General features: G+C 44.7%; 16 protein-coding genes. 9 read left to right on the top strand and 7 right to left on the bottom strand.

The window, feature by feature from the left end:
- Window positions 1–13: 13 nt before the first annotated feature.
- Window positions 14–727 (bottom strand): substrate-binding periplasmic protein, encoded by a 714-nt coding sequence (locus K5620_RS04635; RefSeq protein ID WP_016400403.1) that lies wholly within the window; start codon window positions 725–727, stop codon window positions 14–16.
- A 113-nt stretch (window positions 728–840) separates the two neighbouring features.
- On the opposite strand from K5620_RS04635, the gene K5620_RS04630 reads away from it, so the two are divergent.
- From K5620_RS04630 to K5620_RS04620, 3 genes are all read left to right on the top strand, one after another.
- The gene (locus K5620_RS04630) at window positions 841–1,719 is read left to right on the top strand and encodes a LysR family transcriptional regulator (protein ID WP_016400404.1); all 879 of its coding nucleotides are present in this window, start codon (window positions 841–843) and stop codon (window positions 1,717–1,719) included.
- Window positions 1,720–1,925: 206 nt separating this feature from the next.
- Window positions 1,926–2,084, top strand: a complete 159-nt coding sequence (locus K5620_RS04625) for a hypothetical protein (protein ID WP_016400405.1) — start codon at window positions 1,926–1,928, stop codon at window positions 2,082–2,084.
- Between the two features lie 334 nt (window positions 2,085–2,418).
- Entirely contained in the window at window positions 2,419–4,080 is a 1,662-nt protein-coding gene (locus K5620_RS04620) for a long-chain-fatty-acid--CoA ligase (RefSeq protein ID WP_016400406.1), read from the top strand.
- 78 nt (window positions 4,081–4,158) lie between these two features.
- Here the strand turns inward: K5620_RS04620 and K5620_RS04615 are convergent, their stop codons facing one another.
- Together K5620_RS04615 and K5620_RS04610 are read right to left on the bottom strand one after the other, a co-directional pair.
- Window positions 4,159–5,364: a carbohydrate porin gene (locus K5620_RS04615; protein WP_152780148.1), complete on the bottom strand. Its 1,206-nt coding sequence runs from the start codon at window positions 5,362–5,364 to the stop codon at window positions 4,159–4,161.
- A 494-nt stretch (window positions 5,365–5,858) separates the two neighbouring features.
- Window positions 5,859–7,148, bottom strand: a complete 1,290-nt coding sequence (locus K5620_RS04610) for a carbohydrate porin (RefSeq protein WP_016400409.1) — start codon at window positions 7,146–7,148, stop codon at window positions 5,859–5,861.
- 554 nt (window positions 7,149–7,702) lie between these two features.
- On the opposite strand from K5620_RS04610, the gene K5620_RS04605 reads away from it, so the two are divergent.
- Window positions 7,703–8,827 (top strand): endo-1,4-beta-xylanase, encoded by a 1,125-nt coding sequence (locus K5620_RS04605; RefSeq protein ID WP_016400410.1) that lies wholly within the window; start codon window positions 7,703–7,705, stop codon window positions 8,825–8,827.
- A gap of 145 nt (window positions 8,828–8,972) precedes the next feature.
- Entirely contained in the window at window positions 8,973–10,232 is a 1,260-nt protein-coding gene (icd, locus tag K5620_RS04600) for an NADP-dependent isocitrate dehydrogenase (protein ID WP_016400411.1), read from the top strand.
- 10 nt (window positions 10,233–10,242) lie between these two features.
- Here the strand turns inward: icd and K5620_RS04595 are convergent, their stop codons facing one another.
- On the bottom strand, window positions 10,243–10,752 hold the full coding sequence (locus K5620_RS04595) for a P-loop NTPase family protein (RefSeq protein WP_016400412.1): 510 nt from the start codon (window positions 10,750–10,752) through the stop codon (window positions 10,243–10,245).
- Window positions 10,753–11,413: 661 nt separating this feature from the next.
- On the opposite strand from K5620_RS04595, the gene K5620_RS04590 reads away from it, so the two are divergent.
- The 3 genes from K5620_RS04590 (at window position 11,414) to K5620_RS04580 (ending at window position 17,522) form a co-directional block, all read left to right on the top strand.
- On the top strand, window positions 11,414–13,852 hold the full coding sequence (locus tag K5620_RS04590) for a carbohydrate binding domain-containing protein (RefSeq protein WP_016400413.1): 2,439 nt from the start codon (window positions 11,414–11,416) through the stop codon (window positions 13,850–13,852).
- 80 nt (window positions 13,853–13,932) lie between these two features.
- Window positions 13,933–14,682, top strand: a complete 750-nt coding sequence (locus K5620_RS04585; RefSeq protein WP_016400414.1) for a hypothetical protein — start codon at window positions 13,933–13,935, stop codon at window positions 14,680–14,682.
- Between the two features lie 32 nt (window positions 14,683–14,714).
- Window positions 14,715–17,522, top strand: a complete 2,808-nt coding sequence (locus K5620_RS04580; protein WP_016400415.1) for a carbohydrate binding domain-containing protein — start codon at window positions 14,715–14,717, stop codon at window positions 17,520–17,522.
- Between the two features lie 49 nt (window positions 17,523–17,571).
- On the opposite strand, the gene K5620_RS04575 is transcribed toward K5620_RS04580, so the two are convergent.
- From K5620_RS04575 to K5620_RS04565, 3 genes are all read right to left on the bottom strand, one after another.
- Window positions 17,572–18,135 carry a hypothetical protein gene (locus tag K5620_RS04575; RefSeq protein ID WP_016400416.1) on the bottom strand — a complete coding sequence of 188 codons (564 nt, stop codon included), beginning with the start codon at window positions 18,133–18,135 and terminating at the stop codon, window positions 17,572–17,574.
- A 246-nt stretch (window positions 18,136–18,381) separates the two neighbouring features.
- Window positions 18,382–19,242 (bottom strand): hypothetical protein, encoded by an 861-nt coding sequence (locus K5620_RS04570; RefSeq protein WP_016400417.1) that lies wholly within the window; start codon window positions 19,240–19,242, stop codon window positions 18,382–18,384.
- Window positions 19,243–19,494: 252 nt separating this feature from the next.
- Window positions 19,495–20,442 carry a LysR family transcriptional regulator gene (locus K5620_RS04565; protein ID WP_016400418.1) on the bottom strand — a complete coding sequence of 316 codons (948 nt, stop codon included), beginning with the start codon at window positions 20,440–20,442 and terminating at the stop codon, window positions 19,495–19,497.
- 278 nt (window positions 20,443–20,720) lie between these two features.
- On the opposite strand from K5620_RS04565, the gene K5620_RS04560 reads away from it, so the two are divergent.
- Entirely contained in the window at window positions 20,721–22,319 is a 1,599-nt protein-coding gene (locus K5620_RS04560) for a methyl-accepting chemotaxis protein (protein WP_016400419.1), read from the top strand.
- The last annotated feature ends 277 nt before the right edge of the window (window positions 22,320–22,596 follow it).

Here is a 22,596-nt window from a genome sequence, read left to right as displayed (position 1 = left end):
GGCAAGATAACCGCTAAAAGTCGTCTCGGTTGCGCCTAATTGCGCGATTAATTTCATCTAAATGCTCTAAGCAGGGAGAAGATTTAGACATCACCATATAGATGTTCTGCTCGCTAATACTAGGCTGCATATCCACCAATACATCGGCATATTCTGTATCAGCAATTTTTAGCCTGCCCCCATGGGTGGCATATAGCAAATAGTCAGCTCTTTTTAAGGCAATCAGCTTAATCGCTCTATCTAGGTCATCCATTGTAGAAATAGTAAGGTTTTGCTTGGCATAGCTATCAAACTGGTCACCAAAGCTACTACCCAGCATTTGTATGCCACGCTTGCCCTGTAAGCTTTCTAAGCCACTAAAAGCAGCACTTTGCTCTTTATGAATAAAGGCAGTGCTGTACTCCACGCCTACCGCTTCGCTAAATACAAACTTACTACCGCGCTGTTGGTTATAGAAAGCAGCGATAACCACATCTAAATCACCCGTTTCCAACTGCAAAAACTGCCGCTTCCAAGGCACCATTGCTTGATATTCAACATCAATACCTACCTCGGCAAAAACTCGATTTGCCAAGTCGACCGCTAAGCCTTGCAAGGGAGCTTGAGCATTAACTCTGTATGAAACGTCAAACCAATTATGCTCGCCGTTCACGCGAATCTGTTCGCAGGTGGCTTGCGCAGTTGCGCACAATAAGCTGCTAAAAAACAATGTGAGTAGTCGTAACACTGGCGGTTCCTTTTGCCACTACTTAAGTTAAAAGTAGTAAACAATAACACCAAAAACAATCTGACTCTAAATAAGATATAGTACTCAAAATCAACGATTTTCAAGGCTGGTCTATGTCGCTATCGATTGAGCAACTCGAAGCATTTGTTTATACCAAAGAGTGCGGAGGGTTTGGCCCGGCGGCCCGCAAGTTAGGAAAACATCGCACTACGGTTAGTCATTTAGTAAACGACTTAGAGCTTGACTTAGAACTAAGCTTATTCACTCGCTCAGCCAAATCAGTAACGCTTACCGAAGCTGGCAGCTCACTGTACTGCTATGCCAAATCAGTTCTTAGCGAGCTAAATTACTTTGAGCAAAAAGCCCAAGGCTTACTTGAAGCACAGCCCGATAAACTCAGCATAGCGGTCGATGTATCACTAATGGATGAGCAATTTGCCTTAGGGCTAAAGGCGCTTAATCAACAGTATCCAAGCCTAGATATTGATGTGCTTAGCGGCGACACCATAAGTATTCACCAATGGGTAGAACAAGGTGAAGTAGATATCGGCTTTAGTTTAGGAACCTTTGAATACTCCACTCAGCTGGTTTATTCACGCGCTTATCAGTTTGAATTGTGTTGCGCGATTAAGGCTGAGCCCTACCAACAGAAATTAGAAGTCTCGGAGCTAGAGCTTCGCCAGCTTAGGCAAATAGGCTTCAACTTTTTCAATCAGTTGGGTTTAGCGAGTTCTCAAACTATTAGCCACCGTTTAATACGCGCCAGCAATAGTCAGCAAATTATCGAATTAGTGAAAGCTGGTTTAGGCTGGGCTATTTTACCGCGCTATTTATGTGAGCCACTGTTCGCCCAGCAACAACTTAGCGAGCTGTGGGTGAATGGAATGAACAAAGAGCACTGGCACTGCGATGTAGTCTGGAAAAAAGAACGCCCCCAAAACCTCGCTATGCAAGCCTTTACTCAATACTTCTGTAAACTGGAAGATAAATAACAGAATTTTATTTCGAAAATCCATTGGTTTATTTTGCTATACCCTAAACCAGCTTGCCTACCAAGCTATAAGTAGTGAAATATGTCACTCACAAACAAAGAGATACAAATTCAATCCCTAAGGGAGTTTTGAGTGTCGCCAATTCAATCTACACTGCAAGCACGTACTAGCAATATCGCTAAAGCCAACAAGCAGAGGAAATACTCATGGGTGACACTTTAGATATGATCGGAATAGGCATCACTTTAGAAGCTTCACGCAATAACTTAAACAAATTTGCCACCGAAGATTTAAAACGAAAAGTAGCAGAAGTGCAGGCTCTGGCTAACAACATCATCAGTCAAACACAGCAAAAAAATGACTAAGTACTAATGCAAAGCCTAAACACCACTGCCATTGTTCGTTTAGGCTTTGCTAGTTAGCAAACTCACTCTCGGTCATTTAAAGGCTTCAATAACTTCGCTAGCTTCAAATAAACCCAACACTTCTTGCCATTTTATCCACAAAACTGGTTACTTGAAGAAAATGGCTAATGATTTAGCTCAACGATTCACAAAAATACGCTAGGGTTTATTATCGCAATCAGCTAATCTTGCGGGCAAAAATAGATAAGCCCCAAACAGCATATTATCTGCTTGGTAAAACCGCTTGGTTCGCCAAACAGGACTTTTCGTGCTAACTAATGGGTGAGGATAGAATATGAATTCATCAGACCAACCTTGGTTAAAAAGCTACCCAGACGATGTGCCCGCAGAAATAAGCACAGAGCAATTTGAGAATTTGCTGGAATTGTTTGAGCACAGCTGCAAACAATTTCCCAAACAAACCGCCTTTATCAATATGGGTAAAAGCCTCACCTATCAAGAGCTAGACCAAAAGTCGCTGGCCTTTGCCGCTTATTTACAACAAGAGCTAGGCATGCAAGCTGGCGAGCGTATCGCCTTAATGATGCCCAATGTATTGCAATACCCCATTGCACTTTATGGCGCCTTGCGAGCAGGTTTAGTGGTAGTCAATGTGAATCCGCTGTATACCCCACGTGAATTAAAGCACCAGCTTTGCGACTCAGAAGCTAGCGCAATCGTGGCCGTAACCAACTTTGGTAACAGCCTGCAGCAAGTGATTAAAGATACCCAAGTTAAACACGTTATTCTTACCAGTATTGGCGACCAATTAGCCGTGCATAAACGCACACTAGTTAACTTTGTGGTTAAGTACGTTAAAAAAATGGTGCCTAAGTACAACCTGCCTGGCGCCATATCAATGCGTCGCGCCTTAACTCAGGGCAAAACCATGGCTTATCAAAAGCCCCAGCTTAGCGGCGATGATATTGCTTATTTGCAATATACCGGCGGCACGACTGGTGTGGCGAAAGGGGCGATGTTAACTCACCGCAACGTACTTGCTAACGTGATTCAGGTTTACTATCACTTTGCCCCACGCACCTTATTAGACCAAGAACATGCGGTAACGCCCCTACCGCTTTACCACATCTTCGCCAACACCGTGAGCATGATGTTCATCTTGTATATTGGCGGCAAAAACTTATTAATTACTAATCCACGTGATCTTAACAGCTTTGTAAACGATCTTCGTAAGTACCCGTTCACGATGATTTTTGGCTTAAATACACTGTTTAACGGTTTGCTTAATCATGCCGGGTTTAGGCAGCTAGATTTTTCGAAAGCACGCTTCACCATTGCCGGTGGCATGGCTACCCAAAAGCACATTGCCGAGCAATGGCAAGAGCTTACCCAAATGCCAATTATTGAAGGTTATGGGCTTACCGAATGTTCGCCAGTTGTGGCTGCTGGAACCCATCAGCAACAAGCCTTTATCCCGTCTATTGGGGTACCGATGCCTAGCACCCAAATTCGAGTGGTAGATGAAGAAGGTAACGAGCTAGACGTGGGCGGTGTCGGTGAGCTACAAATAAAAGGCCCGCAAGTTATGCAGGGCTACTGGAAACAACCTGAAGAAACCGCCAACGTTATCACCAAAGACGGGTGGATTAAATCTGGCGATATTGGTCGCATGGACGAACAAGGCTACTTCTTTATTGAAGACCGTAAAAAAGACATGATCTTGGTGTCGGGTTTTAACGTCTTTCCTAGCGAGATTGAAGAAGTTGCAACGCTACACCCATCCATTGTTGAAGCTGCAGCAGTTGGCGTTCCAGACGATGTGAGTGGCGAACGCATTCGCTTATTTGTGGTTTGTAATGCGCGAGTTGGCCGAGAAGAAATTAAAAAGCACTGCCGCAAACACCTTACCGGTTACAAAATGCCAAAAGACATTGTTTACCGTGAAGAGCTACCTAAAACCAATGTAGGTAAGATTTTGCGTCGCGAGTTACGCTAACAAAAAAGGGCGCAGCTAAGCTGCGCCAAAATTCCAAGATTAGGCTCTGTCCCTATCGCCCATTAAAAGTGGTAATAATTACCACCACGCGTCGAACATCATGCCTACGTTAGTAGCCGGTGTTGTTTTATCACCCACTTTCACTTCACCATGAGTTACAAAGAATCGAATCTCTGGGCGCGACCATAAGAAGCTTCCCATCGACATGTTTTGCTGAATACTAACTTTCCAAGCACTCTCGTCTTGGTTATCGTTGAAATCTACACTGTCGTAACCAAACTCAAACGACGTAGAGTGGATATCAGACCAACGGTAATGAGGTTTAATAACAAACTGATTCCAGGTGCTTTCATCGTTGTTTTCTAAATCAGATTGTTCAAAGCTGTAACCATAATCAATAGCAAACGAATCACTTAGACCTAAGTTACCAAACCAGTAAAATGCTGTTGAATTAATGTCGCCTTTAATTTGGCCGGCGTCCAACAAGTTGTTATCGCTCACATTGTCGTTGTAACGAATAGCAAATTCGTTAGTACCCATGCTCCAACCCACTTTATAGAAAGCTGCTGCTTGAAGCGAGGTTACGTGTTTTGGGTCATGCTCATCAGACTGGTCACCAAAACCATAGTTAAAGTTAAAACCTATGCTACCTGAGCCTACTTCGATGCTGTGTAGCTTTGAGGTTACCGCGTAACGGCCGTTATTGCCGTTGTCGCCAGATACCACTGCCAAATCAAATTTAGCCATACCAAAATCCATGTTGTCGAAACCACCACCGGCACCGTCATTCATGAAATAGAAGTAATCATTTAAGCCAAACTGAGCTCGCCCATTAAAGCGTTTACCGGCCCACACATACATATCTTTCTGGCTTTCAAACAAGTTTGAACCACCCGCAAAAGCCTGAGCCATTCTTAAATTGTACGTTGTACTATCATTGTGATCACGCTGCCAGCCATAGCCGTCGTCCGCCATAAAGTAGATATCCCAATCACCCGCATTTTCACTCTTTTGGTGATAATTAATACCTAACTCCATACCGGTACCTTCGTTACCAATACGACCAGGTTGTTGCGGGCTGCTTGGAGCTTTAATAATTGCAATACCATTTCGTACTGCGTTATAAGCTTGAGCTTCATGTTCACTATTATTTTTTTCTGTATTAAAACCCGCAACCATGCGGGCGTAGCCGTTGTAACTTAGGCCTTCTTCCTTCGCAAAAGCAGAACCACTAAATGCCATACCGGCACTCATCATCGCAACTGTAAGCGCTTTCATATTCATGTTTACAACTCCATGGAATAAATTTTTTTTATTAGTTTATCCGGCGAGTGAACCTCACCTTCGAGCCTGAGTATAATTTTGAGAGTCAAATTAAATTGAGACAAATATCACGCACAAGCAGAATAAAATAACTGCAGATCACAAAAACAAAAGCTTTTACTGCGATTTGAATACTGACGATAAATTAAGATAATTGAGGATAAAATATCATTAAACTACTGCAAATTAGATCAAAATACACATAAACGGAAAAATATAGAGATAAAAGTTTAATAAGAAAAACATAAAAGCAAAGGCGGCGTTTAATCCAATCAGCATAAAACTCCAAGCGGGAATGTTGTGATTTAGATATAGAGGCGTTAACTAAAGAAGAAATTAGTATTACTAGGTGGGAATTTATTAAAGGCTTACAAACAAAATAAAGGGCGTAAACAACGCCCTTTGATTATGCAACAGCCTCAACCGGTGAAGCTATAATTCATGGGTAAAACGCTTTACCACCAAGACTCAAACATAGCACCTAAAGCCAAAGTATCTTGCTTGGCTTCGATAGCTTCATTGCTACGAACTTGATTGTCGGCTTGGCCAGTAGTGGCATAGAAACGTAACATTGGACGAGCGTTACCAAAGGCATTAATGGTTACGTTTTGCGATAATGTCACTTTCCAAGCCGTGTTTTTACCGCCTTGATCGTAATCCACTACTGAGTAACCAGCCTCTAACCACGTAGAGTGCGTATCGTTCCAGTTATACATAGGTCGAACAATAGCGCTATAGTTGGTACGGTCATCTTCCGACGAGTTCGCATCGTAGTTGTGGTAGGCACCTAAATACTCTAAGGCTACTTGCTCACTAAAGTTAACCGCGCCTTCTAAGCTTAAATACAATGTGGTTAAATCTTCAGTTTTATTAAATACGCTGGTGTCTGCATTATCTGCATAGCGTGCAATAAACTGATTACGACCTTTAGACCAATTTTGGTCAATCACCGCAGCTAGGTGGTAGGCATTAATCTTGTCTTTGTTTTCTATTACGCCATTATCATCATATTGGTCGCTTTCAAAGCCATAGTTAAATAGAAAGCTCAAGGCAACAGAGTCGGCGAGTTGCAAGGCATGCAGCTTAGACGTTAAGGCATAGTTACCGTTGTCTCCCGGCCCATCAACCTGGCCAACTACCGAGAAATCTAACTTGGCCATATCACCTAGTTCAAGGTTATAAATACCACCACCTTGACCATCGTGACTCATCCAAAAGTAATCATTTAAACCCTGTTGTGGACGTTGGTGGAAATCTCGACCCGCCCAAATATACGCATTAGGCTGGGATGCAAAAATATTGGTAGCGCCGGCGTAGAATTTTTTAAGAGCAATATCGCCATACTCACTAATTTCTTCGCCACTTTCGAGCTCAGATTCATACTTCCACCAGTTTTCTAGCATCAGCACTACATCCCAAATAGCACCACTTTCACTTTGAAATGCTTTAGCGAATTGGAATTCACCACCATTGGTTTCGTTACCTAAACGACCAACAGCACGGCCTGCAAGCTCGCCTTCAGCTTGAACATACTTTTGAAAGTCATCTGAATAATGTAAGCCGTATCGGGCATATCCTGAAAAGATAATGCCTTCTTCAACAACAAACTCAGGGTCTAAAACCACTGGCTGAGAATCTTTAATTTGTTGAAATTGTTCAGAATTAACCTCGTCTTCAGCAGCGCTAACGAGGGGGGAACAAGTAAGTGCGATTGCCACAGCTGATGTAAGCGCTTTCACATTCATTAAAAAACTCCTGGAATAGTAATTATTTTATATTTTTATTCTGCCTGAATGGATTTATCTCTAGGCGAAAAGAATATAACTCCAAATAAGCCTAATTATTGAGAGCAATATCACGCATGAAAACCTTACCAAAGATTCAGATCACAAAAATAGCAGCAATAACTGTAAAAAATATAATCAAGTAAAAATGGTAATATTGAAGATAAAAATCACAAATAAACTTAATTTTAAGAAATAAGTTTCAATAAATGTACAATAAACAGCATAAAGAAAAATCAACGAAAAATTAATTTGAACAGTATTTGCTTGTTGTAAAGCTCAATCAGTGCAATTAGATAAACTTAAGCCCGCCACTCTACACTACTGATTTTATTAGCAATAAATATCAATTCGCCCTGTTACAACCTAGATCACAAAAACTATTTACTATAAGACGATTAGTGTTTTTGGTAATCATGTGAAAGCGCTTTAATCTGATTTAATAACACAGACTTAAAGCAAATGACTGCTTGCTCCCCTGCGTTGTTAGCGCTAACAGACATCAAGGATTATTTATGCGTGTACTACCATTAGCACTACTTTCTACAGCTATAAGCATTGGCCTAAGCGCTTGTGGAGGCTCAAGTTCTGATTCAGGAGAACCCATCGAGGTACCTCAAGTAGAAAGTCTAAAAGCACTAAGCACTACCTACATGGGTGCGGCCGTGCCAGCAGGGTACGAGGACCAGTTTAGTAACGGTATTGAAACACGCCCAGAATTGCAGGATGTTGTTATTCAACATTTTGATCAGATCACCGCTGAAAACATTATGAAATCGGCATACATACAGCCTCGCCAAGGCGATTTCACCTTTCAGGATGCCGATAACCTAGTTGATTGGGCCCTCGACAACAATATTACAATGCATGCTCATGCTTTAGTGTGGCACTCACAAATGCCTAGCTGGATGGAGAACTATCAAGGTGACTGGCTCACTATGATGGATACCCACGTAAGCACCGTGGCCGATCACTTTAAAGGCCGAGTAGTAAGTTGGGACGTGGTAAATGAAGCGTTTAACGACAATAACGATAACGGTTATGCCACCTACCGTGATACCGATGCAAATAGCGGCGGCCATGGCAGCCCTTGGTACCAAAACTTAGGGAAAGACTACATACCTGAAGCCTTTAAAATGGCCCATGCTGCAGATTCTGGTGCTGAGCTTTATTATAACGATTACAACATCGAAGACGACGGAGCCAAGCTAGCTTCGGTACTAAGAATGGCCGATGAGTTACTTGCCGATGACATCCCTATTGATGGAATTGGCTTCCAAATGCACGTTAACTACGATTGGCCAAGTGCTCAAGCTATTGGTACTTCCTTTGCCAAAGTTGTGGCAAAAGGACTGAAAGTGAAAGTAACCGAGCTTGATATAAAAATGAATCCGAACGGTGACCGAAATACTTTTACTACCGCTATGGCCGAAGAGCAAAAATTACGTTACCAAGAAATCATCAAAGCCTATTACGACAACGTACCTGCTAATTTACGCGGCGGCATTACTGTTTGGGGTGTAAGTGACGCAGACAGCTGGATCCCTCACTTCACCGGCCACAATGATTGGCCACTGTTGTTCAACAGCAGCCTTGAGCAGAAACCTGCCATTGAAGGTGTAGCAAACGAACTAAAATAAAGAGTAAGGCTAGCTGCCAAACCAGCAGCTAGCCGTTTCTTTTAGCTTAAATCCATACTAGGTCACTTCTTACTGCACATAGCGTTGCCCCTCTTTAGCTAGCCAAGTAAAGTAAAACTAAGCACTCGTTACTTTTAGGCTATGCATGCCATATCAACATATTCGTGTACCCGCTGGCGGAGAGAAAATAAGCCTTAACCAGCAGCAAGAATTACAGGTTCCCGACAAACCCATTATCACCTACATAGAAGGTGATGGCGTGGGAGTAGACATCACCCCAGTGATGTTAAAAGTAGTTGATGCCGCCGTGGCCAAAGCCTATGGCCAACAACGAAAAATTATGTGGATGGAAGTCTTTAATGGAGAAAAGGCTGCCAACATGTACGATGGCGACTGGTTTCCACAAGAAACATTGGGTGCAATACGTGAACATAAAGTAGCCATTAAGGGGCCACTTACTACACCGATTGGTGGAGGCTTTCGCTCGCTCAATATATCCCTGCGTCAAGAGATGGATCTGTTTGTAAATATTCGTCCGATTCGCTGGTTTCAAGGGGTGCCCTCACCACTTAAAAATCCCGAGCTAACCGACATGGTAGTGTTTAGAGAAAACTCTGAAGACATATATAGCGGCATCGAATGGAAAGCCGGCAGCCCAGGTGCAGAGCGAGTAATCGACTTCCTTCAACAAGAAATGGGCGTAACCAAAATGCGCTTTAGTGAGGAGTGTGGCATAGGGATAAAACATATTTCCGAGCAAGGCTCAAAACGGCTGATCCGCCATGCGATTCAGTACGCATTAGACCACCAACGCGACTCCGTTACTCTAGTGCACAAGGGTAACATCATGAAGTATACCGAAGGCGCCTTTAAAAATTGGGGCTACCAACTAGCCCAAGAAGAATTTGGCGCTCAAACCCACAACAACGGCTATTGGTTAGAGATCCCGCGAGAAGACGGGCAAGCCCCGCTAGTGATCAAAGACATTATTGCCGATAGTATGTTCCAGCAGGTAACCTTGCACCCAGAGCTTTACGATGTAATAGCTACCATGAATCAAAATGGAGATTTACTGGCCGACGCATTAGCTGCCCATGTGGGAGGAATTGGCATTGCCCCAGGCGCTAACATGAGTAGCGAAGTAGCCTTTTTTGAACCCACACATGGCACCGTTCCACGCTTAGCTGGACAAGATAAAGTAAACCCCTGCTCTATTATTTTATGCGCGCAAATGATGCTAAAACACATCGGTTGGATAGAAGCGGCCGACCTGATTAGCCAAGGCGTAGACGGTGCCATTGGCGCACGCACCGTTACTTACGACTTTGCCCGAATGATCGACAACGCAACCGAAGTAAGCTGCTCTGCCTTTGGCGATGAAGTGATCAAACACATGAGCAGCTAAACGGGTACTTTTAGACTTGTTCAACAAAGCGGTTTAACTCTTTTATTGAACGAATTACATAAAGCTTTTTGCCTTTAGCTATGGTTTGCAGCTTCTGCATAAAGTCATCATTCCAAAACTTAGGACAGAGCTTTAAGGTTTTATAGCTTTGCAGCGATCCTTTAATCACCGAGCTACCACTAGGCCAACCAGCTGGTTTAACAAATAAGCCTTTTAGTAGCCGTTTAGTCACCAGCCAGTAACTCACTGCATAAGGCAAATCGATATAAATAAGTGTATCAGCTGCCTCAAGGCGCTCATAAAAAGAAGAAATTGGTCCAAAGCCGTCTATTATCCAGCTGTCTGAATGCAATATCGCGCGATGCTTTTTATCATAAGCTTCGCGCTCTATTTGGCTGCCATCAGGCTTGAACAAGATGGAATCCAAAGCGTGTAACTCTAGATGTGTCGCTTGGGTCAAACCTTTACTTAAGGTTGACTTGCCGCTGCCTGGTTTTCCAAATATCGCTACTTTTTTCATATTACCTCCTAACAGTAAATACCCCAGAGGCAGAAATAGAAAACCCGCCTCAAGGGCGGGTTTCTAAATTTTAAGCACATCAGCAAACCCACCATTCCTATGGAATGATAATAATTCGCGCTGAAGATTGACTAAATAATATACTCATGAGGCAATATTTATCGATATCTGGATTAATGTCAACCAAGGGCTTTACTAGCTACCTTTTTAAAAACAAGTAAATGTATACACCACTTATCTTAAGCTAACCCACTTTGGTACAAACTAGTCATCGCTTAACCAAGGCTTCTTAGAACCCTGTTAACAAATATCCTTCTTTTATCTTGCGCATCACTCAATATTTCTCTGCCAAATAATCAGTAAAAGCTTAAATATGAGATCTGGCGCAGAAAAATCATAAAAACATGCTTAAGGCTTAAGCGCTAAATAATCACACAAGAACCCACAAAACTACTGACTAGGTATCGTTTTCAGAATCCATGAAACTAAACTATCTATATAATTATTATGAATTTTTATCAGTTATAATGATATTTGTTAGTTATTTTATAAATATTATATTAATTCAAATAAGCCAAGCTTTTTGACCGTTTGGTAAATAAACACCTAATTAATGGACTAACAAAAAGGTGTTAAGTGTTAACAATCAATAGGGAAATACATGAACAATATAGTGTGTCGCAGCATCATTTTCTGCTGCCTACTCCTCTCCTTTTCTAGCCACTTACAAGCTGCTCGCTACACTGGCGGTGTGGCGATTAACATAGATCAAAACGTCACCTTCAATTTTGGCATTGCCAATCAAGGCAACCGCACCGCTACCGTTTGGTATAGCAATAACATGGCTATCGCCATCGAGGGCGCAACAGCAAGCACTTATGAACGTGCAACCATGGAGAAGATTGTTGCGCTGATGGCAGCATCTAAGGCCTCATTTGAAGAATTCACTGGCCTACGTAATCTGCCTCTAAATGGCTCTTACAGAGGTCTACCCACCATTCAAGTTCCTAGAGACAACAATGGCGCGGGCGGCCTAGCAGCACATGGCGTATTTGGGCTTTCTGTTGGTAGCGGCCTGTTTAACCCTTTTTATGAGCGAGTCAAACAGGGTGATATCAGCATCGACCAAGTGTGGCTCTATGAGATGAACCGTAACTTCTACAAGAGTGGCAGCAACGGTTGGAACGCTTGGATAGACTGGGCCTGCGATGGTAATAACTCTAACTACGGTTATTGGACAGTCGGCTTCAACAATGCCGCTGCATTTTGGATTGTGGATGACTTAGGTGTAGGGCTGCACTACTTCGGTAAAGACTATGCACGCTTTCGCCAAGATCACAAAGACGAGCTAGACAAGTACCTAAACAACAATGCCTATAACTTTGACAATGTTTGGGCAACCAGCAAACTGCCTTGGCGCAATGGCACCATCAATACGCTAATGTCAGCGGTATTGCTAGAGTGGTACGACGATCTCGGTGGCAAAGCTTTTGTTCAGCGCTTATATCAACAAATAGAAAACAATCCCAAACTGCGCGATCGCTTCGACCATCAAGGCGCTAGAGATAACTGGTATCGCATGGTTAGCCGTGCTAGCCGCAGCGACCAAGCTCAATACTTCGAGAATACCCTGCGTTGGAGTATCTCAAGCTCAGCCAAAGCGCAAATACAAAATGAGCTCGGTGGCGACAATGGCGGTGGTGGCAATGACAGCGACATCATTATAGAAGCAGAAGATGCCCAACTCTATGGCCTATTCAAGGTAGGCAATGACAGCGCCGCTTCAGCTGGTCAGTACATTCACTCCGAGTACCAAGGAAATTACTACGGAGAAAACGTTGAAGCCAACCGTGCCGAGCTAAGCTTTACAGCACCTCAAGCGGGTTTGTATGCGCTAAAAGGCACCACCTATGCACCGAACAATCAAGCCGATTCGTTCTACATCAAAGTTAACGACAACCCACGTCAGATTTGGGATACCACCAACAGCTCAGTCTACGAAGAGATGGATGTTAACTACCGAAACGAAACCAACCAAGTTGAGATAGATATCTCAGCGGGCCAACACAAAATTGTGGTCTATGTACGTGAAGATGGCACCCGTTTAGACCGTTTACGCCTGGTACGTATTGGTGAAGGTAATGGTGGTCAGGATGACGGTGAAAACGGTGGTTACGACGGCATTCCCCGCTCCATCACCATTGAGGCAGAAAGCGCCACCCTATCGGGATTATTCCGCAAAGGTAGTGACGCAGCGGCAAATGCCGGTGCTTACATTGATTCGGTTCACAACGGCCAATATTTTGAGGGCACTGCTAGCAACCCTAATCGCGCTCAGATGTCCTTTATTGCGACTGGCGCAGGTAACTACCTGCTAAAAGGTACGGCGTACTCGCCAACACAAAGTGCAGACTCGTTCTGGGTGCAAGTAAATGGCGGGACGATCCACCTCTGGGATACTTTGGCTACAGCGGCGTATGACGAGATGGACGTAAATTCTCGTGGTGTTTCCGACACCCTTGAAGTCCAGCTAAACGAAGGTGAAAACACCATCACCGTATACGTGCGTGAAGATGGTACTCGTTTAGACCAACTGCGCTTATTGCCACTTGATGGCAACGGTGGAGGCGAAGAGCCGCCAATTCCTGAGCCAGAAGTAAACCTGCTAGTAAATGGTGACTTTGAAAGTGGCAACAGCTCCGGCTGGGTTTCTGGCTACTCCGCTACCACCACTACCACCACCAGTGCTTACAGCGGCAATTATGCGCTGTTGAGTAAAGACCGTAGCGCTTGGTATCACGGTCCTAAGCAAGACGTCATCAGCAAGCTCAATGTTGGTAGCAGCTATAAACTCAGCGCCATGGTACGCATGGTTTCTGGTAGCAGCACCAAGATTGAGTCTCGCTTACTGACTCGAGATAACACCGGCCATGTATGGCACAAACTCGGCCAGGTATCAGGCACTACCGCCTGGCAAGAGCTAAGCGCCGAATTCACCGTTCAAGCGAGTGGCAGCCTGATCAATGCCGAGCTGTACTTCTTCGGCCCGGATGCAGGTAACAACTTCATCATTGATGAAGTCTCGCTGACCGAGCAATAAACCTTTGAGGCTGGCCAGCCTAGTGCTGGCCAAGCCCTATCCTCTCACTGCTTTATTTGTATTTAATACCAGAGAACGACATGAAAAAGACAGCCCCCTTAGGCGCACTTGCTTTGCTAACCGCGAGCCTAGCTGCCATATACGGCCTAAATAGTGATGACCCACAACAAGAATTAGAGCAAGCCTTAGCTCCACCGACGCCTCAGCAAAAATCAGCCAGCAACCTTAAAGATGAGCAAACAAAGCTAAATGAAGGCAGCACTCAACTTACTCAACAGAGCAAGACTATTACACCTCAGCCGGCCAACGCAGAAAAACAGCAGACTGTACTTCAGGCAGCAAGCGATGAGGAAAACGTAGCCGGCGACTTACCGCGCGCAACACATGCTCGCGCTTGGAACAAATTGCCAGAAGTGCCAGCCCAGTTTGAAGAGCTGCTCAAAGACGGCACCGAGCGCCATTTTGTCGAGTATTCAAATTTCAAGGTGCAAGATTTGCGGGTTGGCGATCAACTTGACATCCCAGTCCCACAACTGGACCAAAACTTCGTCACCGAAGTCGTCAGTGTGGTTCCCCTAGAGCACGGCGGAAAGGACATTACCTCTCGTTTTGATACCGGAAACGGCGAGAACTATCGAGTCACGCTTACCTCGGGCCAAGGCGCGCTATACGCCACCATTGACACCCCCTATGAGACCTACTTTGTCCAAGGGCACGGCGGTGAAGCTTGGGTCATATCTAGCCGGGAAATGAGCTCACTGCGTAGCTGGGATCATTCCGATGAGTTACTGCCAGAACCAGTGAAAGCACCCAAACCACCCGTTAATTAATTCACTACAAACCAAATAAGAGAAACCACAACATGTTTCAAGGAACGAACAAAACTAAAGCAAAGCTAGGAATTTGCCTCGCGGGCTTGCTCGGCTCTGCCGTTGCACAAGCTACGCATACTGTTGATGTGATGGTGCTTTATACCCCTGGGGTAAAGGCCGAACAAAATGGTGCTATCGACACTTATATTAGCCACTTAATCAGCACCACAAACACTGCCTATCAAACTAGCAGCATGGACATTGAAGTGCGCTTGGTGCATAGCAGCGAGTACAACAAAGCGGGCGCTACTGCGATGAGTGGCGATGCGCTAAATCAGTTTCGCCAAGATCAAAATGTAACAAACCTACGCACTGAGCATGGTGCCGACATTGTTACCCTACTCACTATGCCCAGCAACAGTACTTGCGGCTTAGGCTATGTAGGCACTGGTTCCAATGGGCGCTTTGATGGGTATTTCAAAGATTGGGCTTACAACTTTGTGGGTGGCAGCTCAGGTTGTGACTCACTTACCTTTGCTCATGAGCTTGGCCACAACATGGGGCTTGGACACTCTCGTAAACAAAACAGTTTGGGTGGTGTATATGACTACGGCACAGGCTATGGGGTTGACCGCTCATTTAGTACCATTATGGGCTATCCTCAAGCCTTTAGCACCTATACTCGAGTTCGTCAGTTTTCTGATGCTTCTGTATCGACCTGCCGTGGTTACCCTTGCGGTGTAGACAAGAATACCGCTAACGGCGCTGAAGCTGTGGACGCGATTAATGCTGTCGCTCCCCAGCTAGCGGCATGGTATCCAACCGCCAATAATGGCGGTGATAATGGTGGCGACAACAGCGGCAGTGATAATGGTGGCGACAACAGCGGCGGTGATAATGGCGGCAACGGTGAGGACGTCGTTTTAGAAGCCGAAAGCGCTAGCTTGTTTGGTTTGTTTAGAACCGGCTCAGATACCGCAGCAAGTGCAGGTGGTTACATCGATACCGCTTTTCAAGGCAATTACTACGACGATACCGTTAGCACACATCGCGCCGAGCTGAAGTTTACCCTCGAAAGATCGGGAATCTATCGCCTAAAAGGCACTGCTTATTCTTCTAGCAACCAAAGCGACTCGTTTTGGCTGCAAGTTGATAATGGTACTCGCCACCTGTGGGATACCTTAAGCACCCCAAGTTACGACGAGATGGACATAAACTCGCGTAACCTTAGTGACACCATTGAAGTTGACCTGAGCCGCGGCGAGCACTACATCACGGTTTACGCACGTGAAGATGGCACTCGCTTGGATCAAATCCGCTTAGTTCGCACCGGCGATAGCAATAATGGCGATAACGGCGGTGGTGACAATGGTGGCGGAGATAACGGCGGTGGCGAAACCGGCGGCGAACCAAGCACTATTGTGATTGAAGCAGAAGAAGCCCAGCTCTATGGCATCTTCCGCCGAGGTAATGACAGTGTAGCTAGCGCAGGCAGCTACATAGATTCGGCCCACAACGGCAGCTACTACGAAGGCAGCGCTGCAATAGCAAATCGCGCAGAGTTAAGCTTTTACGCTACCGGAGCTGGGCTCTACAGCGTGAAAGCTACCAGCTATGCACCAACCGCAACCGCAGACTCATTCTGGTTTAGCATCAATGACGGTGAGCGCCATCTGTGGGATACCCATAACCAAGCTCAGTACCAAGAGATGGACCTAAACTCTCGCGGCATTTCAGACACCTTCGAAGTAGAGCTCGCTCAAGGCAATAACACCATTACTTTCTACGTTCGCGAAGACGGTACCCGCCTAGACCAAGTCCGCTTCATTCCAGTTGATGGCAGCGGTGGTGATAACGGCGGCGACAATGGCGGTGATAACGGCGGCGACAATGGCGGTGATAACGGCGGCGGTAGTGAACCTCCACAACCAGAAACTAACCTTCTGAAAAATGGTGACTTTGAGAGCGGCCAAACCACCAATTGGAAGTCTGGCTACAGTGCCACCACTACTATTACCACCAGCGCTTACAACAGCAACTATGCGCTGCTAAGTAAGAACCGTACCCAGTGGTATCACGGTCCTAAGCAAGACGTGTTCAACGTGGTTCAAGCAGGACAACGCTATTTGCTATCCGCCCAAGTGCGTATGGGCTCAGGAACAGGCAAAATTGAGTCACGCTTGTTGATTCGCGATGATGCTGGTCATACTTGGCATAAACTAGGTCAAGTGTCTGGTAACAGCAGCTGGCAAGAGCTAACGGCAGATTTTACTGTGCAGGCTACTGGCGCAATTCAAAGCGCTGAGCTGTTTTTCTTTGGACCAGACGCTGGCACAGAGTTCATCATTGATGACGCCAAGCTGAACGACTGGCAAGAAACTGAAACGCCAACTGACCCGAGCGATCCGACAGATCCAACCGATCCTGGTGATGGCGGCGAAACCGGCACCGTTTCAGCTGAGTTACTTGTTGCAGTAAATGAAGCCAGAAGCGTCGGCCGCAACTGCGGTAGCACCTACTACGCGGCAACTAATCCAGTGCAATTCCACCAATCCTTGCAACTGGCTGCACAAGAGCATTCCGATAACATGGCAAACAACAACTTCTTCTCACACACTGGTCTGGATGGTTCTGATTCAAACGACCGAGCCCAAAAGCATGGCTACGACAAATACTGGGCTGGAGAGAACATTGGTGCGGGCTATGGCTCTGTAGCTGATGTGATGAACGGCTGGTTAAATAGCTCTGGTCATTGTAGCCACATCATGAATCCAAACCATGTCGATTTTGGAGGTGCTAGCGCAGAGAACAGTAGTAGTAACTACCGTATCTATTGGACTTTGTTACTCGGCTACTAAAGTTACATCAATAAAAAACGAGGCTAATGCCTCGTTTTTTTATTATCACTTAACCATGGCTCACCATAGCTTGGCTATCGTGGTACTCAGCACGTTTACGCGCTTGAGCAATACAAGCCACATTGTCTACAGGGCGAATCACTTCTATATGTTGAGAATCGAAGCCCATTAAACAATGAGCGCGAGCAAACACCGCTTCCATTAACTCTGCTTCAGCTTGATTGGTGGTGCTAAGCGATAGCATCATATCTTGCTTGTTAGCAATTACCGTTGTGGTTAACACATCCAATAAACAGCTTGGGATAGCGCAGCTGTATTCATCTAGAATAGCTTTGCTGCTGCCATGGCTAATATTGATTGTGCTAGGCTTGTCAGCGCTGGCTTGGCACTGCTTTAAATGGATCTCACAGGCCATCTCTTGGCAGCTCTGATTTAGTTTACGGTAAGTTCCACCAAATTCTTCTACCAAGACAGACAGCGCTTCAAAAAACTGAGCCGCGTCAGCAGTATTATTGCCTAGCAATTTTTGCTCAATAAATGTCGCAAGGGGAGCGTCAATAAATAGGTTGTCTTTGTGTTGGTAACCTTGACCGCTTTGTAGTGTTGTATTCATGGTCAAATTCCTTCTGGTGGTATTTTGTTATTGTTTTATTGGCTAAGTCATTCGTTTAACTAAGCCTCAACTTCAAGATAGCGCGCCACCAAAACAAAATGAAATTGTAGTTTTCAATACAAACTATAGATTCTATGAATAGTAGTAAGTTAATCCCTCAAATTTGCACATTGGTGACAGTGCTAACTTAGGAAGAACAAACAACTGAACCCCTGCTTATTGCGTGCCGTTCTGTACCCTAACAATTTAAAGAGCAGGCAATATCGGCAGCGCCTCCGTTAATTGCTGCTGCGATAAGGTATGCATGGTAAACCACTGCCAGTCATTATTAATACGGCTAAACCTGCCAATGCCTACATCACCGTTGGTGGTCCATTGTTGCCAACCCGCTTGTTTATCAAGCCAGTAATCGGAACCGACACTCATAAGGTATTGTGCTTGGTCGCGATTATCAGGGCCCTCGGGATCATCTAATACCAAACGAGCTGCAACTACCGAAATCACCCCGGCTATACGCGATTCACTAATTGTTTTGCGTCCGCTAGATTTAGGCCAAAAATGAAAATTATAATCCGCTGTTAAGCTTACCGAACTGCCAAGCTCTTCTTTGCGCCTGTCAGCCATTTTGTTTTCATCATCAACAAAGTCTTCACGATAATAATGACCATCAACATCGGCAGAAGATTGCAGCACGTACCAAAGGCCATCTTCGCTATCTAATACATAGCTAGTAAGGTGAGCTAATTGAATTCGAACATTATCAACTGGCTCACTGCCAGCAGCCAAATATGCCTGCCCCCAAGTTAAAAAGGCACTAAATTCACCAGGGTAATTACCATAACCAAGCCGAGGAACATGAGACCAATCATAAGAGCTAGGCACCCCACTTGGTAACATTTGATGCGGTAAACTCATATCGTCACTTAAGCGTTGAGCTAAGGCTGGTTGCAGTGATACAAGTGCTGGAGACTCCACCTCTAACCGAGTGGAAGTGGTTTGATTTGCATGATTTGAAGAATTACAAGCTAACAAGCCGCTACTCAACATTACTACCAAGAGAGTATTGCTTGGGGTGATAGGTTTAAGCCATTTTTCAAAGGTACGCATAGTCTTGTCTCACTGCTTGAGCATTAAATTTAAGCCACGGTTTAAGCAAAGAAACAAGGCATAAGCATTTGAATAGAAGGGATAAGCCTGTACTCGCTCCATCACTTGGACTGTTTAATTTGCCATAGCCAACACACCCGTTTTGAGAGCCAGTTCATAAGCTTAATCAAACATACTAACGCAGAGTAAAGCTTTGAGAACAATCCAATAATATTGCCAAAAAACAGTAGCGATTAGAAATAATCATAAAGACTAGCGATCCAACACCGTAGTTGAAAACTCAGTAAGTGAACGGCGCAACCATTGGTGGGCTTTCGAATGCTGTAACAAGGGGCTCCAAATCATTTTGGTCTCGATAGGTACAATTTGAAAAGGCACCCTTACTATGCGCAGATCGGGGCTGTCTTTATAAAGCATTGCCTGTCGACGCGGCAATGTAGCCACCAGCTGAGGCTGAGACACCAACAAACCTGCCAGCGCATAATGGCGCGTATACACCCGAATATTGCGAACTTGTTCTAACTGCGCCAAGGCTTCATCTACCCAGCCAAGCTTTTGGCTGGCGGCTTGATTACCAATGCTTGTTTCGGCCCCCCAGCCTGCTCGGTTTAACCAAACATGCTCAGCAGCTAAATAACTGGATAAATCTAAGTGTTCTACATAAGGATGGTCTTTATGTACCAAGCAGCAAAAGTTATCGCGCCAAATGCTCGATTGATGAAAGGTTTTTGGCAAGCTAGTGAAGCGATTAATAGCTAAATCTATTTGGCCTTTTTCCATGTCACCTAAGCGAATATCACCAGGCGCATAAATATCGAAGTTAATTTTGGGCGCACTACTAAGCACACTTTGAATAAAAGGAGCCAACAAGGTTGCTTCAATGTAGTCATTACACATTATTCGAAAAGTAACGCTGCTTTGGGCCGGTGAAAAATCCTTGTCGGGCTGAGTGATCTTCTCGGCCATGCTCAATAAACTTACAATTTCTGGCTTTAACTTAGTGGCTTTTTCGGTAGGTGTCATACCTTCTGCGGTGCGCACCAGTAGAGGATCATCAAATAATTCTCGAAGACGTTTAAGTGCATTGCTCATAGTAGGTTGAGTAAGCGCTAGCTTGCTGGCGGCTCGCGAAACATTGCGTTCTTCGAGCAACACATTTAAGTAAACTAATAGGTTTAAATCTACTTTTCTAATATTCACAAAAACTATACTCGGCTCAAAAACCATTGGTTAGTTCAATTTATGCAGCTCGCTGCCCACAGTAAAGCTTCACAACTTAAAAGCGTGATAACACCTCCAAGACAGTAACGCTCAGCTCTAATATTGATTTTGTAAATAAAATCACTGACTACACTTTTGCTTACAAAACCCGCAAATAAAGCAAACTTTTGTCATGCCGCAGCTAAAGCATTTCTAAAGTTAAGTCGATAACAAACTTAGATTAGCTGGCACACCACCTGTTAGGTAAAGGAAGGTAGATGAGAAATAATCAACCCATCACTAAGCAAGAGCAGAAGTTCACCTCTAAAGAAGACCTCGTTTCCATCACCGATTTACAAGGTAAAATTAAATACGTAAACGACGCGTTTGTTGCAATAAGCGGCTTCAGCCGTGAAGAACTAATTGGTCAAGATCACAACATTGTGCGTCACCCAGATATGCCGCCCGCTGCCTTTGAAAGCCTTTGGGGCACCGTTAAATCGGGCAACCCATGGCGGGGATTTGTAAAAAACCGCTGTAAGAATGGCGATCACTATTGGGTAGATGCTTTTGTTTCTCCTATCGTAAAACAGGGCCAAACCGTGGGTTATCAGTCGGTGCGCTCAGAGCCCACAGCTGCGCAAGTAAGCGATGCCGAAAAGCTTTACGCTAAAATGCGCAATGACTCGAGTATAAAAATTCCCAAAGCACCGCTGTTTGAACGTACCTCCATTAGCACTATTAACAGCATATTTAGCCTAGTTTTACTGTGTTTTTCCTTGGCCATTGTCTTCATGGCAGACAGCAGCCTACTCAGTGGCTTAGCAATTGGCGCAGCAATATTGCAGGCTAGTTATTGGTTTTATAGTCATCAGCATGTTTATAAAAGAATTCAGTTGATTCAGCAGCATAACCGAGATTTAGCCGCTGGAGATTTTACTCGCCCCATTGCGGTTGATGGCAACTTAGAAATGCTACAAGCCTTAGCTTCGATAAAAATTGTTCAAGCCCGCTACAAAGCTATGTTTATGCAGGTATCTGAATCTGTAAAAACCATGATAAACACCGCGGACAGTTTGTCTGCAACCAGTAATGACGTACTAGAAAGCATGCGTACTCAAAGCAGCCATACCACGCAAATAGCAACCGGTATGAATCAAATGTCGGTAACCGTAGACGGGGTAAGAGAGAACGTACAACATACCGCCGAAACCACCCAGTTTTTGAGTAAAACCGTTGACGAAGGTGACCAAGTAGTAGCGGATGCCTTAGTCACCATGCAGCAATTCACCTCTGAAATGGCCAGTACCACCGAGAAGATTAAAAACCTTGCTCAAGAGAGCCAGCAAATTAGCTCGATTACCGACACCATTAGCAGTATTGCCGAGCAAACCAATTTACTGGCATTAAATGCCGCCATTGAGGCAGCACGAGCCGGGGAGCAAGGCCGTGGATTTGCGGTAGTAGCAGATGAAGTACGTAATCTAGCCGCCCGCTCTCAAGAAGCCACCAAAGAAATTCAAACCATGTTAGAGCACCTTTCTTCAGGCATTAGCAGCTCTGCCAGTACTATCGATCACAATAACAACTCGGCAAACCAAGCCTTAGAGAAGGTAAGCCTGTCTCGCGAAAAATTTGTTCAAATCACCGAGGGGGTTGAGCAAATAAACCAAATGAGTACTCAAATCGCCACTGCAGCGAGCCAACAAAGTGTGGTTGCAAATGAAATGGCTAGCAGTATCGAAAGCATTAGCGCGCAGGCCTCTAGTACTGAGTTAGAGGGAGAGAAGTTGCAAAATAATGCCACGCAGATAAACCAAAACTCGCTAAATCTACAAATACAAATTGATGAATTAGAGCTAGCACAAAAGGGCTAGCTCTCCAGCTGTCATAGCAATAAGAAGGAACTTAGGCTGATTACTAGGTTCCTTTTTAAGGTCTCTTCTGCATCTAAAATTGGGCTATTAGCTATGAACTAAAAGCTTTTATTAAATGTGATAATAATTTGGGATTTTGCAGACAAATAAACCGTGCGTTTCGGCTAAGCTAGCGGCACTTTTTAGCACTAGAAATAGCATAAAACCTTTAAAACGTAAGCTAGCTCTATGTTTCGCAAACATAATTCACTTGTGAACTGGTAGATTCTAGAGATCC

It is taken from the genome of Agarivorans albus (assembly GCF_019670105.1).
GTDB lineage: Bacteria > Pseudomonadota > Gammaproteobacteria > Enterobacterales > Celerinatantimonadaceae > Agarivorans > Agarivorans albus.
Note: the sequence above shows the minus strand (reverse complement) of the source record. Positions and strands in the feature narration are given on the sequence as shown.

What these genes read in the sequence shown, in the direction of transcription:
- K5620_RS04630 (WP_016400404.1), top strand. Translation starts at nt 841, where the DNA reads ATGTCGCTATCGATTGAGCAACTCGAAGCATTTGTTTATACCAAAGAG.
- K5620_RS04625 (WP_016400405.1), top strand. Translation starts at nt 1,926, where the DNA reads ATGGGTGACACTTTAGATATGATCGGAATAGGCATCACTTTAGAAGCT.
- K5620_RS04620 (WP_016400406.1), top strand. Translation starts at nt 2,419, where the DNA reads ATGAATTCATCAGACCAACCTTGGTTAAAAAGCTACCCAGACGATGTG.
- K5620_RS04615 (WP_152780148.1), bottom strand. Translation starts at nt 5,364, where the DNA reads ATGAATATGAAAGCGCTTACAGTTGCGATGATGAGTGCCGGTATGGCA.
- K5620_RS04610 (WP_016400409.1), bottom strand. Translation starts at nt 7,148, where the DNA reads ATGAATGTGAAAGCGCTTACATCAGCTGTGGCAATCGCACTTACTTGT.
- K5620_RS04605 (WP_016400410.1), top strand. Translation starts at nt 7,703, where the DNA reads ATGCGTGTACTACCATTAGCACTACTTTCTACAGCTATAAGCATTGGC.
- icd (WP_016400411.1), top strand. Translation starts at nt 8,973, where the DNA reads ATGCCATATCAACATATTCGTGTACCCGCTGGCGGAGAGAAAATAAGC.
- K5620_RS04595 (WP_016400412.1), bottom strand. Translation starts at nt 10,752, where the DNA reads ATGAAAAAAGTAGCGATATTTGGAAAACCAGGCAGCGGCAAGTCAACC.
- K5620_RS04590 (WP_016400413.1), top strand. Translation starts at nt 11,414, where the DNA reads ATGAACAATATAGTGTGTCGCAGCATCATTTTCTGCTGCCTACTCCTC.
- K5620_RS04585 (WP_016400414.1), top strand. Translation starts at nt 13,933, where the DNA reads ATGAAAAAGACAGCCCCCTTAGGCGCACTTGCTTTGCTAACCGCGAGC.
- K5620_RS04580 (WP_016400415.1), top strand. Translation starts at nt 14,715, where the DNA reads ATGTTTCAAGGAACGAACAAAACTAAAGCAAAGCTAGGAATTTGCCTC.
- K5620_RS04575 (WP_016400416.1), bottom strand. Translation starts at nt 18,135, where the DNA reads ATGAATACAACACTACAAAGCGGTCAAGGTTACCAACACAAAGACAAC.
- K5620_RS04570 (WP_016400417.1), bottom strand. Translation starts at nt 19,242, where the DNA reads ATGCGTACCTTTGAAAAATGGCTTAAACCTATCACCCCAAGCAATACT.
- K5620_RS04560 (WP_016400419.1), top strand. Translation starts at nt 20,721, where the DNA reads ATGAGAAATAATCAACCCATCACTAAGCAAGAGCAGAAGTTCACCTCT.